Origin of the sequence: Stieleria neptunia (assembly GCF_007754155.1) — a bacterium.
Taxonomy (GTDB): Bacteria; Planctomycetota; Planctomycetia; order Pirellulales; family Pirellulaceae; genus Stieleria; species Stieleria neptunia.
In genome coordinates, this window is the sequence record NZ_CP037423.1 from 103,862 (window position 1) to 119,444 (window position 15,583).

12 protein-coding genes are annotated in these 15,583 nt (G+C 59.8%); 5 read left to right on the top strand and 7 right to left on the bottom strand.

Annotation, left to right across the window (positions count from 1 at the left end; translation table 11 throughout):
• Positions 1-115: 115 nt before the first annotated feature.
• Complete coding sequence (locus tag Enr13x_RS00390; RefSeq protein WP_145384122.1) at positions 116-1,357, bottom strand: glycoside hydrolase family 71/99-like protein; 1,242 nt, start codon at positions 1,355-1,357, stop codon at positions 116-118.
• Positions 1,358-1,740: 383 nt separating this feature from the next.
• On the opposite strand from Enr13x_RS00390, the gene Enr13x_RS00395 reads away from it, so the two are divergent.
• The 4 genes from Enr13x_RS00395 (at position 1,741) to Enr13x_RS00410 (ending at position 5,300) form a co-directional block, all read left to right on the top strand.
• The gene (locus Enr13x_RS00395; protein ID WP_390621091.1) at positions 1,741-2,361 is read left to right on the top strand and encodes a 3-keto-disaccharide hydrolase; all 621 of its coding nucleotides are present in this window, start codon (positions 1,741-1,743) and stop codon (positions 2,359-2,361) included.
• A gap of 252 nt (positions 2,362-2,613) precedes the next feature.
• Positions 2,614-3,306: an orotidine 5'-phosphate decarboxylase / HUMPS family protein gene (locus Enr13x_RS00400; protein ID WP_145384124.1), complete on the top strand. Its 693-nt coding sequence runs from the start codon at positions 2,614-2,616 to the stop codon at positions 3,304-3,306.
• Positions 3,307-3,372: 66 nt separating this feature from the next.
• The gene (locus Enr13x_RS00405) at positions 3,373-4,401 is read left to right on the top strand and encodes a zinc-binding dehydrogenase (protein ID WP_145384125.1); all 1,029 of its coding nucleotides are present in this window, start codon (positions 3,373-3,375) and stop codon (positions 4,399-4,401) included.
• Between the two features lie 8 nt (positions 4,402-4,409).
• Positions 4,410-5,300 carry a sugar phosphate isomerase/epimerase family protein gene (locus Enr13x_RS00410; RefSeq protein ID WP_145384126.1) on the top strand — a complete coding sequence of 297 codons (891 nt, stop codon included), beginning with the start codon at positions 4,410-4,412 and terminating at the stop codon, positions 5,298-5,300.
• 651 nt (positions 5,301-5,951) lie between these two features.
• On the opposite strand, the gene Enr13x_RS00415 is transcribed toward Enr13x_RS00410, so the two are convergent.
• The 3 genes from Enr13x_RS00415 to Enr13x_RS00425 all read right to left on the bottom strand — a co-directional run bounded on the left by Enr13x_RS00415 (position 5,952) and on the right by Enr13x_RS00425 (position 10,646).
• A complete protein-coding gene (locus Enr13x_RS00415; RefSeq protein WP_197455672.1) occupies positions 5,952-8,507 on the bottom strand; it encodes a sodium-translocating pyrophosphatase in 2,556 nt (851 codons plus the stop codon).
• Positions 8,508-8,930: 423 nt separating this feature from the next.
• On the bottom strand, positions 8,931-9,398 hold the full coding sequence (locus Enr13x_RS00420) for a TFIIB-type zinc ribbon-containing protein (protein WP_145384127.1): 468 nt from the start codon (positions 9,396-9,398) through the stop codon (positions 8,931-8,933).
• A 111-nt stretch (positions 9,399-9,509) separates the two neighbouring features.
• Positions 9,510-10,646, bottom strand: coding sequence for a phosphatidate phosphatase App1 family protein (locus Enr13x_RS00425; RefSeq protein WP_197455673.1), 1,137 nt, complete (start codon positions 10,644-10,646; stop codon positions 9,510-9,512).
• A 244-nt stretch (positions 10,647-10,890) separates the two neighbouring features.
• Here Enr13x_RS00425 and Enr13x_RS00430 point away from each other — a divergent pair, with 244 nt between their 5' ends.
• A complete protein-coding gene (locus tag Enr13x_RS00430; protein WP_231744019.1) occupies positions 10,891-12,249 on the top strand; it encodes an outer membrane protein assembly factor BamB family protein in 1,359 nt (452 codons plus the stop codon).
• Between the two features lie 120 nt (positions 12,250-12,369).
• Here Enr13x_RS00430 and Enr13x_RS00435 read toward each other — a convergent pair whose 3' ends face one another.
• The 3 genes from Enr13x_RS00435 to Enr13x_RS00445 all read right to left on the bottom strand — a co-directional run bounded on the left by Enr13x_RS00435 (position 12,370) and on the right by Enr13x_RS00445 (position 15,077).
• Positions 12,370-12,855, bottom strand: coding sequence for a CBS domain-containing protein (locus tag Enr13x_RS00435; RefSeq protein WP_145384130.1), 486 nt, complete (start codon positions 12,853-12,855; stop codon positions 12,370-12,372).
• Positions 12,856-12,859: 4 nt separating this feature from the next.
• On the bottom strand, positions 12,860-13,330 hold the full coding sequence (locus tag Enr13x_RS00440; protein WP_145384131.1) for a CBS domain-containing protein: 471 nt from the start codon (positions 13,328-13,330) through the stop codon (positions 12,860-12,862).
• Positions 13,331-13,763: 433 nt separating this feature from the next.
• Positions 13,764-15,077 carry an NAD(P)/FAD-dependent oxidoreductase gene (locus tag Enr13x_RS00445; RefSeq protein ID WP_145384132.1) on the bottom strand — a complete coding sequence of 438 codons (1,314 nt, stop codon included), beginning with the start codon at positions 15,075-15,077 and terminating at the stop codon, positions 13,764-13,766.
• Between the last annotated feature and the right edge of the window lie 506 nt (positions 15,078-15,583).

A 15,583-nucleotide genomic window follows, 5' to 3' on the forward strand; every position in this document is an offset into this window, starting at 1 on the left:
ATAGGACATGTAGGCCCCATAAGTCCTATGTGTCTTATGGGTCCCATTGCACGGTTGTTGCCCCGGCGAGCAACGTACGTCAGAGCTTTCAATTGACGCTCGATCGGATTGGGGTTCATGGATTCGGGGAGACTTCGAACGTTTCGGTGACCGGCACGTCTCCCCGCAACAGCTTGCCGCCGCGGCCGACCAATTTCAGATAGTGGTCGCTCGGCAGCCCTTCGTAGGTCAGAAACTGAGCATCGTTCCCATGCGGTGGATCGTTCGTGCACTTGAAGATCGCCGTGCCTTCATCGACTTCGTCGAACATCGCGACGTAAATCATCTCGCACCCGGCGCGTTTGGCCGCGGTCATTTGCGACCACAAAAATTGCCCCTTCAATCGCGGAATCGCATCGAGTTTGTCACCGGTCAAGTTGTGCCAACTGAAGCCCGGAAACACGACCGGCAGAAAATCAATCTGTCGTGCATCGCACCATTGGCGGTCGCCGCTCCAAACCGTTGTCGCATGACGTGTCGCTTCCGACGGTGTTCGATACCGTCCGATACTCCAGGGACTGACAATATCCGCCGATTCCAGAATCTCATGCAACAATGGGTCGTCGACGGCATCGCGTTTTTTCTCGCGCCAGAACGACGGTACCCCGAGCATGACGGTGCAACCGTCGGATTTGAGCCATTGTACCAGCTCCAGGCATTCGGCCAACGAGTAGTCGCGATCGTCGCTGAAACCGATTCCCCAAACCGCGACCACCGGATGATGTTCATGGTGCAGGTAGGCGGGGTCGTCGGCGATTTTCATTTCCGATTGCAACCTCGTCCAGTCATCGCGGACGCGGGAGACTTCGCCCGCGCGGAGACCCGACAAGTCGTACATCACGGCAAAGGCACGACCGGCGCGGTTGGCCCCCTCGCGACTGTGCGAGAGCACACTGTTTTTGTGCCGCAGTAAAGTGGGGCTCGCCAGTCCGTTGGCAAATCGCTGCACAAATGCGCCATCGATTCCGTAGTCTTGCATCCATTGAAAGTGACGCATCACGGTGTCGCGGTTGGCACTGCTGAAGACCTCCGCCACGCGACCGTCGGCATGCCGGAAACCGGTGGCGAAACGTTCCTCGGCTGCGTACTCCGACAGGTCCGGCCACAGGTCCACCGTCACATTGCCCGGTCCAAAGGGCTGGTTGCGTCGCTTCGCCCAGTGCGTCCAGCCGAGGTTGGCACCGTCGCCCTCGCAGTTGAACCAGCCCTGGTAGCCACACATCACCTTGCCGGTCAACGTGGTTCGGTCGACGACGTTCTGCGCCGGCACCTGGGTGGCGAGAGACAAACAAACAATCAAATAAGTTAGCATTCGCATCAGAAGTTTCTCGGGGTTCAACCAGATAAGACCGGCTTCCAGGCTCATCGATGGTGCAGACATGATCTTGCATCAACCCTTTTGGCAAGCATTGGTGTTTCAGCAACTTCACGGACCCTCCCCTCGCTGGCAAGGAGGGTGACTTTTAAAGTCTTGTGATTTCTGGCGACAGTCCTGTCCGTCGCAAGACGGTTGCAGCCAAGCCAATTCCATGCCGCCGATGGACCTGATTCCGTCATCCACTCACGGTTGCATGATAGCCGCCGGCGCGGGGCGCGGTTAAAGTGTTGCTCCCTCGTTGTTCACTGAACTTGGCCTGTCCGCGATTCCAACGCGGATTCAGGCACGAACCGACTGTTTTACACTTTTGGGATCCCACCATGATGATTGCTCGTCGTTTGTTCTGCGGCTTCGCCGCGTTGTCGCTTTGTTTGATCGGATCGACTGCCCCGGCCGAAGACGGCAAATGGGTGTCTTTGTTCGATGGCGAGACGCTCGACGGCTGGGAAAAGGTCGGCAATGAAAAGAGTGTTTGGCAGGTCGAAGACGGCGCGATCGCCGGTTCGGGACCGCCGTCGATGCTGGTCAACACGACCGGTCCCTACAAGAACTTTCGCTATCGCGCCGAAATCAAAATCAACGACGGCGGCAATTCCGGTCTGTACTTCCGCACCACGCGGAAGCCGGGATTCACCGATGGTTACGAAGCCCAAATCGACAGCACCCACACCGATCCGATTCGCACCGGATCGATCTACGGGATGTGCCACGTCTACCAGCAGCACGTCCAACCGGGAACCTGGTTCACCTATGACTTGGAAGTCCGCGACGATGTCTGGCGGGGCCGCAACATGACGCGGATCAAGGTCACCGTCGATGGAAACGAATTGTACGAGTTCCTGGATTTTGATCTGACCTTCAAACAAGGCCACTTCGCGTTCCAACAACACGATCCGGGCAGCAAGGTTCACATTCGCAAAGTCGAAGTGATGGAACTGCCGTAGGACAACCCTTGTTCCCAGGCTCCGCCTGGGGACACACTGTCTCGGAGGCTCCGCCTCCCGAATCAACCAGCCGGCCGGCAGAGCCGGCGGTGCGTTGCGTTCCCAGGCAGAGCCAGGGAACGAGTTGAACACCGGAGGGCTCGCGCCCTGCCGCTAACAAACCTCACTTGTTCCCAGGCAGAGCCTGGGAACGAGTTGACAGGCTGGAAGCCTATCCCACTTCATCCCCTCCACTCTCCCCTCCCCCCTCCCATGCGATCCATCGTCCAAATCTCTCTCGACCTGACCAACATCGACGAAGCGCTCGAAACGGCTCATCTGGCCATGCGGGCCGGGGTCGATTGGTTGGAAGCCGGCACGCCGCTGATCTTGGCCGAAGGGTTGCACGGGGTGCGAGCGTTGCGGGAGGCGTTTCCCGAGACGCCGATCGTGGCGGACCTGAAGACGATGGACGGCGGCTACCTGGAAGCCGAGATGATGGCCAAGGCCGGCGCGACCCATGTCGTCGTGATGGCTCGCGCCCACGAAGAAACCATTCGTTGCGTCGTCAAAGCCGGGGCGGACTTTGGCTGCAAGGTGATGGGCGACAACATGGTTTGCGAAGACATGGTGGCCGGCGCGAAGTGGCTCGAAGACCTGGGCTGTGACTTCGTCATCCACCACATCGGCTACGACGAGCGACGCGGCATCGCGGCACGCGGGATGCGGATGCCCAGCCCACTCGATCAGCTTCGTGAGGTGGTCGGCGCGGTCAAGATTCCCGTCCAGGCCGTCGGCGGACTGTCACTCGAACAAGCCATCGAGTGCCCCAAGTACGGGGCCCCGCTGGTCGTCTTGGGTGCCCCGTTGACGATCGACGCCGACGCCTTCAAAACGGCCGACGGGGATCTAGAAGCTTCGCTCAAATTGATTTGCGATGCGGTCCATGCACAAACCGTGGGATAGGTTTCCCGGCTCGTCCTCTCGGTCCCAATCGCCTGGAAGCGACTCCCACTTCAGAAAAGACAAACCATGAAATCAGCCGCCGTCGTCAACTTTGCCCCCGAACCGGAATCGGTCGAGCTGAGGGAGATCGATCGACCGTCGATCGGCCCCGAAGATGTCTTGTTGGAAGTCGCCAACGTCGGCGTCTGCGGCAGCGATCTGCACCAATGGACCGCCAATCATTCCTGGCCGGTCAACTATCCGGTCGTGCTGGGACATGAATTCGGCGGGCACATTGCCGAAATCGGATCGGCGGTCCAGGGATGGAAAGAAGGGGATCGCGTCGTCAGCGAAACCGCGGCGATCATCGACCAGCAAAACCCGATGACCCGTCGCGGTTTGTACAATCTGGATCCGTCCCGCAAAGGGTTTGGGTACGGTGTCGATGGCGCGATGACGAAGTATGTTCGCGTCCCCGCCCGGATCCTGCACAACGTGCCGGATCGCTTGGCGTTTGAACACGCTTGTTTGACCGAACCCTGCTGTGTGGCCTACAACGCCGTCGTTCGAAACGCTCGGATCGAACCGGGCGATCGGGTCATCGTGCTGGGGCCGGGAACGATCGGTATCCTGTGCGCCGCGATGGCTCGCCTGTGCGGTGCAGAAGTCGCCCTGGTCGGTTTGGAATCGGATCGACGGCGGCTGGAGATCGCCCAACAGCATTACGGGTGCGAAGGCATCGTCGGCGATGCGAGCGGTTGGGCACGCCAGCGCGACGGCCTGGGTTGCGACGGAGTGATCGATGCGGCCGGCGCCAGTGCGACGTTGAAGATTGCGATCGATGTGGTTCGACCGGCCGGTTGGATCAGCAAGGTCGGCTGGGGGCCGCAGCCGCTCGGCTTTAATCTGGATCCGTTGGTTCAAAAAAACGTCACGCTGCAAGGCAGCTTCAGTCACAACTGGCCGATTTGGGAACGGGTGCTGGCGTTGCTGACCAGCGGTCAATTGGACGTCCAACCGATCATCGGCGGCGTCTGGCCGATCGATCAGTGGCACGAAGCGTTTGAAAAGATGCACCGAGGCGAAGTCGTCAAATCTGTTTTGAAACCCGTTTGAGAATCATCATGCCGAAACTTGCTGCGTTCCCCAAAGCCTACATGCAGGCGCTTTGCAAAGACGGCTCGATGAAGCTGGTCGAGTGGTTCGAGCTGGCGACCACGTTGGACATCGACGGCCTGGAGTTTTACGCCGGTTTTCTGGAGATGGCCGACCCCGCGAATTGGCCCGTGCTGCGCAAACAGGTTGAAGACCTGGGCATGACCATTCCCATGCTTTGCTGTTCACCCGACTTCACGCACCCCGACGCCGCCTTTCGTGACGCCGAGATCGCGAAACAAAAACGCTGGATCGAGATGACGCATGCGCTCGGCGGAAATTACTGTCGCGTGCTCAGCGGCCAGCGCCGGCCGGAGCTGACCGTGGACCAGGGCGTTCGGCTGGCCGCGGACAGCATCGGTGCCTGTCTGCCGCTCGCCCAAGAGCGTGGCATCACGTTGATTCTGGAAAACCACTACAAGGACGACTTTTGGGAATACCCCGAGTTCGCCCAGGCGATGAACGTCTTTTGTGATCTGGTCGCCGCGATCGACCATCCCAATTTCGGGGTCAACTACGATCCCAGCAACGCGTTTCTGGCCGGCGACGATCCGATCGAATTGCTCAAGCGCGTTTCCGATCGCGTCGTCACGATGCACGCCAGCGACCGCTACTTGTTGGAGGGAACGCTGGAGGATTTGCGCCGTGAAGAAGGCGGGGCGGTCGGCTACGCCAAACGCCTCAGCCATGGCGAAATCGGCAAGGGATTGAACGACTACGATGCGATCTTCAGCGAACTAGCCGGCAAGGGATTCGACAGCTGGATCAGCATCGAAGACGGCGTCGATGGGATCGATCAATTGCGTCGCAGCGCTGATTTTCTGCGCAAGAAGATTGCCCGGTATTGGCCCAGCGGCTGATCATCCAACAGTCGGTCACGTGTTCTCGTGTTCCTGGGCTCCGCCTACGCCGTGAACGATTTGTTAGCGGCAGGGCCGAGCCCTCCGGTGTGTTGGTAATAACAAGGAACTGGAGAGCTCGCGGCTGTCGATTGAGTGGAATTGGTCGAGGCAATGGTGAGCCGCTGGCCGTAAGGCCTCGGGCGGGCGCCAGGATGCCCGGCCGCTTACGCGTCGCGGCTCATGAAACAGACAGCCCGCTTGCGCCCTGCCGCTAACACCTCCTAAAACACAGGAAACAAATCGTTCGCGCCGTAGGGCTCCGCCTGGGAACGCAATTGAACGCCAGCTCGGGACGTCGGTTCTTTGACTCCAGGATTTGGCAAGCGATTTAGATTCTCTCCCTCTGGGAGAGACGGCGTTTGCGCAGCAAGCAAACGCCAGAGAGGGCCGGCGCTGCGAAAATCTTGGCGACTTCTGCTACGATCAACTCCGCCACTTAGACAGTCGACGTCCCCCGCCGGCGGACCGGCAAGGCAGAGCCTTCTCGACACTGCGTTCCAAGGCAGAGCCTTGGAACGAGGTGGGGACGTTGTACGACGTCCTTTCTAGGCCATCGTACTGAATCCCGCGGACGACGGCCCGGAAGGGCCATCGTACCCGGAGAAACGCTCAGATCAGCGAGGCGATCACCAGAGCGACCACGCTCATCAGTTTCAGCAGGATGTTGAGCGAAGGACCTGAGGTGTCTTTGAAGGGGTCGCCGACGGTGTCACCGACGACGGCTGCCTTGTGGGCTTCGCTTCCCTTGACCAACATCTGGCCGTTCACTTCGTAACCTTCTTCGATCATCTTCTTGGCGTTGTCCCAGGCGCCGCCGGCGTTAGATTGGAACAGCGCCATCAAGACGCCGCTGACGGTCACTCCGGCGAGCAACCCGCCCAGCATCAGGGCGTTGGTATTGCCCGGCAGACCGGCCAGCTTGGGCAAGAAACCGAAACCGACGGGGACCAGCACGGCGACCAAACCGGGAACGATCATTTCGCGAATCGAAGCCCGTGTGGAGATCGCGACGCACTTGCCATATTCCGCCTTGCCATCGGCTGCTTGGAACGTTTCCTGGTCGGCCTGTGACCAGTCTTCGAATGCTTTCCCGTCGTTGTCATTCATGACTTTCAAAGCCGCCTTCAATTCAGGGATGTCCTTGAATTGTCGGCGAACCTCTTCGATCATCCGCATCGCGGCACGACCGACGGCATTCATCGACAGCGCCGAGAACAGGAACGGCAACATCCCCCCGACGAACAGCGACGCCATGACGAACGGGTTGGTAATGCTGATCGCGACGATCGGCGTTTCGAGGTGCGACGCGTTGTACGCGGTGATGAAGGCGGCGAACAGGGCCAACGCGGTCAGTGCAGCCGAGCCGATTGCGAATCCCTTGCCGATCGCCGCGGTGGTGTTGCCGACCGCGTCCAGTTTATCGGTGCGGCCCCGAACCTCGGCGGGCAGTTCTGCCATTTCCGCGATCCCACCGGCGTTGTCCGAGATCGGGCCGTAGGCGTCGACGGCCAATTGGATACCGGTGTTGGACAGCATGCCGACCGCAGCGATCGCGATCCCGTACAGACCGGCCATCGAATACGCACCGATGATGGCGGCGGCGATGATCAGGATCGGAATCGCGGTCGAGATCATGCCCACACCCAATCCGGAGATGATGGTCGTCGCCGGTCCGGTGACCGACTGACGCACGATCGACGTGACCGGGCCCGTGCCCGTGCCGGTGTAATACTCCGTGATCTTTCCGATCCCCAAACCCGCGGCCAGACCAAACAGAATGGCGAAGAACACGCCGCTGCTGGTGTAAACAAACGCTTCGGCCCCTTCGCCAACGGTCCAGGTGGCCGGCAGCATGAATTTGATGATCACATAGGTCAGCAACAGGAGGATTGCCGCCGAGCCGAATTCTCCGTAATTGAGCGCGTGATGTGGATTGCCGCCTTCTTTGACTTTGACGAAAAATGTCCCGGCGATCGAAGTCAGGATCCCGACGCCGGCCAGGACGAGCGGTAACAAGACAGCCGACAGCCCGCCAAAATCATCCAGCCCCCCGGCATTGAAGACGGTGAAAAACGCACCGCCCAACACCATCGTGCCGATGATCGAACCGACGTAGGATTCGAACAGGTCCGCACCCATGCCGGCCACGTCACCGACATTGTCGCCGACGTTGTCCGCGATCGTGGCCGGGTTCAACGGATGGTCTTCGGGAATCCCCGCTTCGACCTTGCCGACCAAGTCCGCACCGACGTCGGCGGCTTTGGTGTAAATCCCACCGCCGACCCGGGCAAACAACGCGATCGAGGACGCACCGAAGGAGAATCCCGTCAGCACCGTGATGACGCGGGTCAGGCTGGCTTGGGTATCCAGACCAAACATGCCGGCGTAAACGACAAACAAGATGCTCAAACCCAGCACGCCCAGCCCGACCACGCCCATGCCCATCACGCTGCCGCCGGCAAAGGCGACTTCCAGGGCGGTTCCGAGGCTGGTCTTTGCCGCGTTGGTCGTCCGCACGTTGGCTTTGGTGGCCACCGTCATGCCGATGAATCCCGCCAAGGCCGAACAGATCGCCCCGGAGGCAAACGAGAGCGCGACCAACGGTGACGAAGATTCGCCTTGGGTGCTGCCGGCGTATCCCAACAAGATGGCCACCCCGATCACGAACACCGCCAGGATCGAGTACTCCGCCTTCAAGAACGACATCGCACCTTCGGAAATGTTGGCCGCAATGCGTGCCATCTTTTCGCCGCCGACTTCCTGTTTCGAGACCCAGGTGGTTTTCCAATAGGTGAAGACGAGACCGGCCACACCGAGCAAGGGAATCAAGTAGGAGATCCATGGGATGCCGGCACCGGAGGGACCCTCGACGTTCACGGCGGGTGTCATGGAGGTTGATTCGGGATTCGCGTCATCGGCCGGCCCTGCTTCCGCGGATGGTGCTTCTGCGGACGGTGCTTCGTCTGTCGACGCGGTTGCCGTTTCCACGGCGGAGGCTTCGTCATCTTGCAACGCCAACGCCGTCATCGGACAGCACGCCAACGAGATCGCCAGAACAATCGAAAGTGTGCGGAAAAGCGTGCGGAAAGGTGTGTCGCGGGAGCACGCCCGAAACAGAGCAGCCGTCATCACGCTACCTGTGAACAGAACAATGAAATCCAGCATGGTGTGTGTTCCTTTTTGACAAGCTCGGATCCCGAACGTGCGCGTACGACGTCGAGTGATGGACTGAAAGCAGGAGAATGCTCAGCGCCAAGATTAAGGGAGAATCTAACACAAACGGAAGATCGACTCGGGCGTTGAACGGCCCTTGGTGATAAAAAGACCGCGTCCTTTTGATCGAACATCGAATCCCCGTTTGATTGCGCTTGCGTCATCGCTGAAGAAGGTTGCAACAACGAATCCCTGGCATTGGCGGGCACCCCGTCCGCTGATGCGGCAGCGCGGGTCGCCGATCAAGACGGCAGGGTGAACCGGGGTGGGGCGATGCAAGAACTGTGCCACACGATCACCGGCGACAGACGCCACTCGGGCTCGAACATGCAAGCGGATGCGGTCCGTTGGATCGCATTCGGATCAGACGACGCTTCACCCAAGGTGCTTCCACAAGCTGGCTAGAAAGCCGCGTTGCAGAGGTGATTGCTTCACCCGAGTTTCGGCTTCCAACGCGTCCTTTTCTTCGGCAGCGGCTTGTTCAAAGAACTGTTCCAATGCCGCCAGTTCGCCCTCGTCAAGCCATACCCCGCCGCACCCGGAGCAACGATCGATCAGAATTTGCGAACAGTACGCGTATTCGCGCGGTTCCAGGGCGCCCTGGCACTTCGGACAGCGAATCTCCGGCCGAGACTTTTGTCGAGCCAGCTCGTAGGCACGCGCGACCACATTGATCTGTCTTAGCTGATTCGAGTAATCTCGCTCGATCGTCTCTTGAATCGTCTTGAGTTCGCCCGCGTCAAGCCAAATTCCCCGGCACGTCGGGCAGCGATCCACGACGACATCGCCTTCATAGGTTTCGCTCGCCAAGCTTGATCCATCGCGCGGACATGTCATTGCCATTGATCTGCCTCTGTCGTCGATTACTCGGTTGCGGTCCGGCCCATCGGAACAGGGCCCGTTGAAGTATATCACGACCGAGGTCAACGTGGCGGGACGCGTGATCGAGAGACGTTACCGTGCCAGGTCAGCGACGCGCTGCTTGATCTGCGCCACGTCCTGAAACAAGATCCAGCGATCGCTCGGTACACCCGTCAATGCGGTCTGAAATCGCCCGTCGGTCGGATCGGCCGACGTCACATTGCGGATGAAGATGCCGGCGATCTGGTCGGGGTAATCACGCGCCAGTTGACCGTAAATTTCCGGGTCGTGTTCTCCGCTGTCGCCGAGCAGAATGAATCGGCGATCGGGAAACGAAGTCAACAGCGGCACGATTGCGGCGAGTTTCGTTTCCCGCTGGGAGGAGAGCAATCCGAGTCCACTGGAATCGGTCAATCGAAAGTGCTTCAGGTGAAAGGTGCCGCTTGGAAATCCCTGTTCAGAAAAGAACGCCGCCAACGGCTGATACAGTTGCCAAGGGCTGCCCGAGACATAGTGAAACGCAACGCCCGTGTCAGCCAAATCCGCGTACAGTTCGGGCATGCCCTCCACCGCTCGAAAGGCTCGCGTGAACGTGTTTTTCAGCAATTCAGACTTGCTGGTCACCTGTGAGTGCTTGATCGTATCGTCGATGTCGGAGATCACCGAAACACCGCGCGGGGCGATCAAATGAATGCGTCCGTCAAAGGACCTGGAATCACGGGCGGGCAGAACCGCTTTGACGGTCAAGACGCGATTTCGCTGTCCGCCGATCGGTTCCCCGCCGAGGCCCAAGGCGGCGGCGTCGGACGTCAAGGAACGATGAAAATGGCCATTCGGCCCTGAGACGCCCGCGGCGAATTGCGTACCGATGACGTCGATGGTGACCGATTTGCCGCGTTCATTGTCCACCAAGAATGGTCGGATTCGATCTTCCCGAAACGCGTCCTTGTCGATCTCGACCTTGCCACGCACCGAGCGTTTTAACGCCGCAATCAGCAACCTCCGTTTGAACGAGCCGTCTTCGGGTTCGAACACCTTGCCGTGCACCTCAAACCGCCACACCTGATCCTGTTCGTCAAATCGCCCGTAGCTCGGATAAAACAAAATCTCCTCGTCGGATTTGAGGCTCGAAGGCGGCAGCGCGTCGGGTTCCGGTTCGCGACCGATCACCCATGTCATCGTCACCGCCAGCGGGACGACCCACGCAAGGCTTTTGGCAGGATTTAGCATGGGGGGCTCCGTCGAAAATATTGAGACCATGGCGACGCGAATCAGTGAGCCGTTTGGCGCGAGCCTACGGGCCCTCACCATACCGAAAGAGCCCCTCAAACGAGATGGAGCATGCACATTTTAAAGTTTGCATGCACCTTTTAGAATTGGACACCACAGGGGACCATGGCCTGGACGATGCTCTACACTTGCAGGTGCTTGCACCAAAACCGTAGTCGGAATGGAAAGTGGAATGGGCTCAAACATGATACCTGCGACGAAACTCGTAATCGGCTGCCTGACGATCTTGACGGCGGCCACCCTTGGCAACCACGCGGCGGCCGACCGGTGGTCGCAGTTTCGGGGGGACCAGATGGACGGGATCGCCCGCACGCAGCACCCCCAACGCTGGAGCGAAACGGACAACGTCCGCTGGTCGGTTGAAGTCCCCGGCGAGGGCTGGTCCTGTCCGGTGGTGTGGGGGAATCAAGTTTTCTTGACCGCCGCCGTTCCCGTGACCGAATCCGCATCCACCGGACCGGAGAAATACAGCGGTGGCGGGGGCAGTCGCCGTGACGACTTGACCGGCGTGACGTATCGCTGGCAGGTGATCTGTCTTGACGCCACAACCGGGAAAGAGATTTGGCGACAAACCGCCCGCGAGGGCCGACCGACGATGGGGCGGCACAGCTCGAACACCTATGCCACCGAAACACCCGCGACCGATGGCCGGCACGTCTACGCCTACTTCGGCATGACCGGGCTGTACTGTTTTGACATGGCAGGCAACAAGGTTTGGGAGAAGGACCTGGGCAGCTACCCGATGCGCGCCGGTTGGGGAACGTCCAGCTCGCCGGTCTTGTTCGACGACAAACTGTTTCTGCAGGTGGACAACGAACAGCAATCGTTTCTGGTCGCGATCGACGCCCAAACCGGTGACGAAGTCTGGCGCGTCGATCGCCAGGAAAAATCACAATACAGCTCCCCGATCCTCTGGAGCAACAGCCGTCGCGACGAGCTGATCGTCGGCGGCATGCACTACCGATCATATGATCCCCAAACGGGAACACTGTTGTGGGAACTGGACATGGAGAAAGGCCGCAGCTCGGCGACCCCTTTGGCGGTCGGCGATCGGCTGTACGTCGGAACGGAATACCGCAACCGGGGTGGTGCCGACGACGGCGGCGGATTCCTGTTCGCGATCAAGCCGGGCGGCAGCGGCGACATCACCCCGCCCGCCGGCCGGTCACAAACCGAGCATGTGGCCTGGAAGATCGAGCGATCGGGCATTCAAATGGCGTCGCCGGCCTACTGCAACGGAAACCTGTACCTGCTGGAACGACGCAGCGGAGTGATCCACTGTGTCGATACCGAGACGGGCAGCACCGTGTATCGCTCCCGCGTGCCCCGAGCCCGAGCGTTTTGGTCTTCCCCTTGGACCGATTCAGATCGAGTGTACTGCGTTGACACCAGTGGAGCGACCTATGTGTTGGCGTCGGGCGATGAGTTGAACGTGCTCGGCACCAACGAGATCGACGAAATGACTTGGTCGACACCGGCGATCGCCGACGCCGCCGTCTACTTCCGCACCGCCTCGAAACTTTACTGCATCGCCACGCCATAACGCGACCGCGTTCCGCGTTGATGTTAGCGGCAGGGCGCAAGCCCTCCGGTCTTTCACGGTGTTTTTGAAGCGCGACCGGACGGCTCGCGCCGTTCCGCTAACAAGTTGGATTCGTGTTGGTCAATTCAAATACGGACTGAGATGACGCAGAACGCGTTTCGGGCTGACGATTCCCAGCACCGACCCGTCGACCTTCAAGACGGGGACGTGGCGGTGTCCGGCAACGGCGATCCCCGCCAACGCCATCCCCACCGGGTCGGTTTCATAAACCACCGTCGGATCCGCTGACATCACTTCACCGACTGGTTGATCGGCCAGTTCAGCATAATTCTCCGCGACCTTTTCCAAGACGTCACGCGCGGTGAAGATCCCGACCAACGTCTCGCCTTTGACGACGAGCAAACTGGATACCTTCAATTCGCTCAGCATCTTCGTCGCCCCGCGAATCGAGGTGTCGACCGTTACCTGAGCACTGGGCGTCGATTGCATGTCATCGATCGCCTCTTCGGCCAACACGCGATGCAACTCGCTGCGGTATTGCGTCGGTTCGTAATTGCTGAGGGGATCTTCAAAATCGTTGGGATCGGATGGGGGCGTACCGTTCACGGTGTTAGGCTCCTTCGCGTTGCTGCATCCAGGGTGTATTGCCGAGTCGTTGCACCAAGACCTGTTGCGGGAATCGCTCGGCGAGGTACTCCGCGATTCCACGTTGTCCGGTCACGCCGATCAATCGGCCCTCGTCGTCGGTCACAAAAACAAATCGCAGACCCTCTCGCTCCACCGCGTCCCAAACACGCGACAACGGATCGCTCGATCGGACCACCATTAAACCGGCGTCGGTAAAATCGCTCACCGGATGATCGGCAAGCGAGAGGTCGCGCGCAAGCATGTCGACGAGCGACTGCTCGCTGAACAGCCCCGTCGGGGTGCCGCCCGGGTCGACAATGACCGCGCATCCGAGTGACTTTTCGCGCATCAATTTGACCGCGTCCAGGGCCGTCGTGTCATGCTGCACGACGATTGCGTCCCGCAGGGGAAGGTTCCCAACGGTGTCCTGGTCCAATTCGTCACGAAATCCCATTCGCTTCTCCTTGTTTCGTAATGTTTCGCCCAATCTGGCAACTGTTTGACGCCCGCCGAACAGGGACCGCGGGCGCTCGTGGTGTGCGACGGTGTCACGGTCGTTGCGGAAGTGTGCACCAACCGAGTGACCAGGACGACCGCCTGCTCCGGCGACGTGGGTAAAGTCATCCGCTACGGTAGCGCGCCGAACCAGCGGGCGCAGGTGCAAGATCGATGCCCGAATCGCGAAATCCTGAAACGATCCGCCGAATCGAGAGCGGAAAAGAGGTCCGCAATCGTCGGTGTATAGGCTTCTCCCTTGTACCCGGGCTCCGCCTGGGAACACACTGCCTCGGAGGCTCCCGCCTCCCGAGCGTGAACCGCGTGTGGCAGAGCCACACCGTCCACTCGTTCCAAGGCGGAGCCTTGGAACGAGTGGGCGAAGCAGCGACCTATGCCCGTGTCTTTGCCGGGTCGGAGGTTTTCGTGAGCCGCCAGTTTTTTGGCACGATCAGGCGTGCCCCGCGAGCGAACGTCAGGTACGACCACGCCCAGGAAAGGAACACGAAGGTCCGATTGCGAAATCCATTCAAGTAGGCGATGTGGATCAACAGCCAAGCCATCCAAGCCAACCGTCCGGTCAGTTTGAATCGACCACTCTGTGCGACCGCGCGGCGTCGGCCGATCGTCGCCATCTGTCCTTTATCGAGGTAATGGAATCGAGAGCGCTCGGGGGCGGGACGGTCGATCATGTAGCATTGGGCCTGGCGGCTGATCAATTCGCCAAGGTAGCGGCCTTGTTGAATCGCAACGGGCGCCAATCCGGGCAATCCCTTGCCGTCTTCGTCCTTGGCCGATGCCATGTCGCCGGCGACGAAGACGTTCGGATGGCCCGGGATCGATAAATCGGGTTCGACCATGACGCGGCCGCTGCGATCGGTCGGCACGCCGAGAGATTCTCCCAGCGGACTCGCCTGAACGCCGGCCGCCCAAATCACGGTCCTGGCCTGCAAAAAATGATCAGCGATTTGAACACCGCGATCGGTCACCTCCGTGACCTGGTCTCCCAGGCGTACTTCCACACCAATGCTTTCCAGCGCCTGCTTGCTGTACTCGGACAGATCGTCGGGGAACTGTTCCAAGATTCGCTCGCCTGCCTGGACCAGAATGACACGCGCCGAACTTGAGTCGATCGATCGAAAGTCACGCTTGAGGGTGTAACGAGCCATCTCGGCGATCGCCCCGGCCAATTCAACACCCGTCGGACCGCCGCCGACGATCACGAACGTCATCCAGTGGTCCCGTTCCGCCGGATCATCGGTCCGCTCGGCCTGTTCAAAGGCCAGCAACACACGACGGCGAATTTCGGTCGCTTGGGGCAGCGATTTCAAACCCGGTGCGTGCGGTTCCCACTGGTCATTGCCGAAATAGCTGTGCACGGCGCCACAAGCGACGAGCAGATAATCAAACTCGAACGTTCCCGCGTCGCTGTAGACCAACCGCTGCTGGACGTCCACTCCGGTCACCTTTGCCAGCAAGGTGCGCACGTTGCGATAGGACGACAAGATCGAACGAATCGGTGACGCGATGTCCGAGGGATCCAGACCTGCCATTGCGACCTGGTACAGCAGGGGTTGAAAGACATGATGATTGCTTTTGTCGACGATGGTGACATCCACGCAATCACACCTGCCCAATCGCTTGGCGGCCTCAATTCCGGCAAACCCACCCCCGACGATCACGACTCTTTGATTGGGACGACTCATTGCGGTTTGCCGGTAGGTGGATCAGCGAGAGGTAATGGCCTGACCAGGGGATTGTTGATTCCGGTCAACGTCCCGGTCCAGGGGGCAAAAAACCTCGTGTCGCACGGGGCGACGCACGTGGGAACGGAAAAATTTTGAATTCGGCCAAATAAATCCGCCGCCCATGCGTCTCTCCTCTTGTGGTGCGATCAAACGCGATGCGATCGAGTGCATTTCGGTGACGGTGTGTTCCGCGGGGAGTCAGGTGATGGACGGGAAAAAAGAACGAATGCTGTGCCAATGCCCAAACGGGCACCGGTTGCGGGGCGACGCCGCATTGATCGGGAAAACAATTCGCTGTCCGCGTTGCCGGGAAACGTTTGTGTTCGGATACGCCATCTGGGAAACCCTCTCCGACGCCGCCATCCTAAAAATCTTGGCAGAAGCGCCAACCCGAGTGGGTGAGAGGGCAACCGTTTGATCTTGGTTGCCAACGCGAGTGAACGATTTTTGCTGTGATCGGCTGG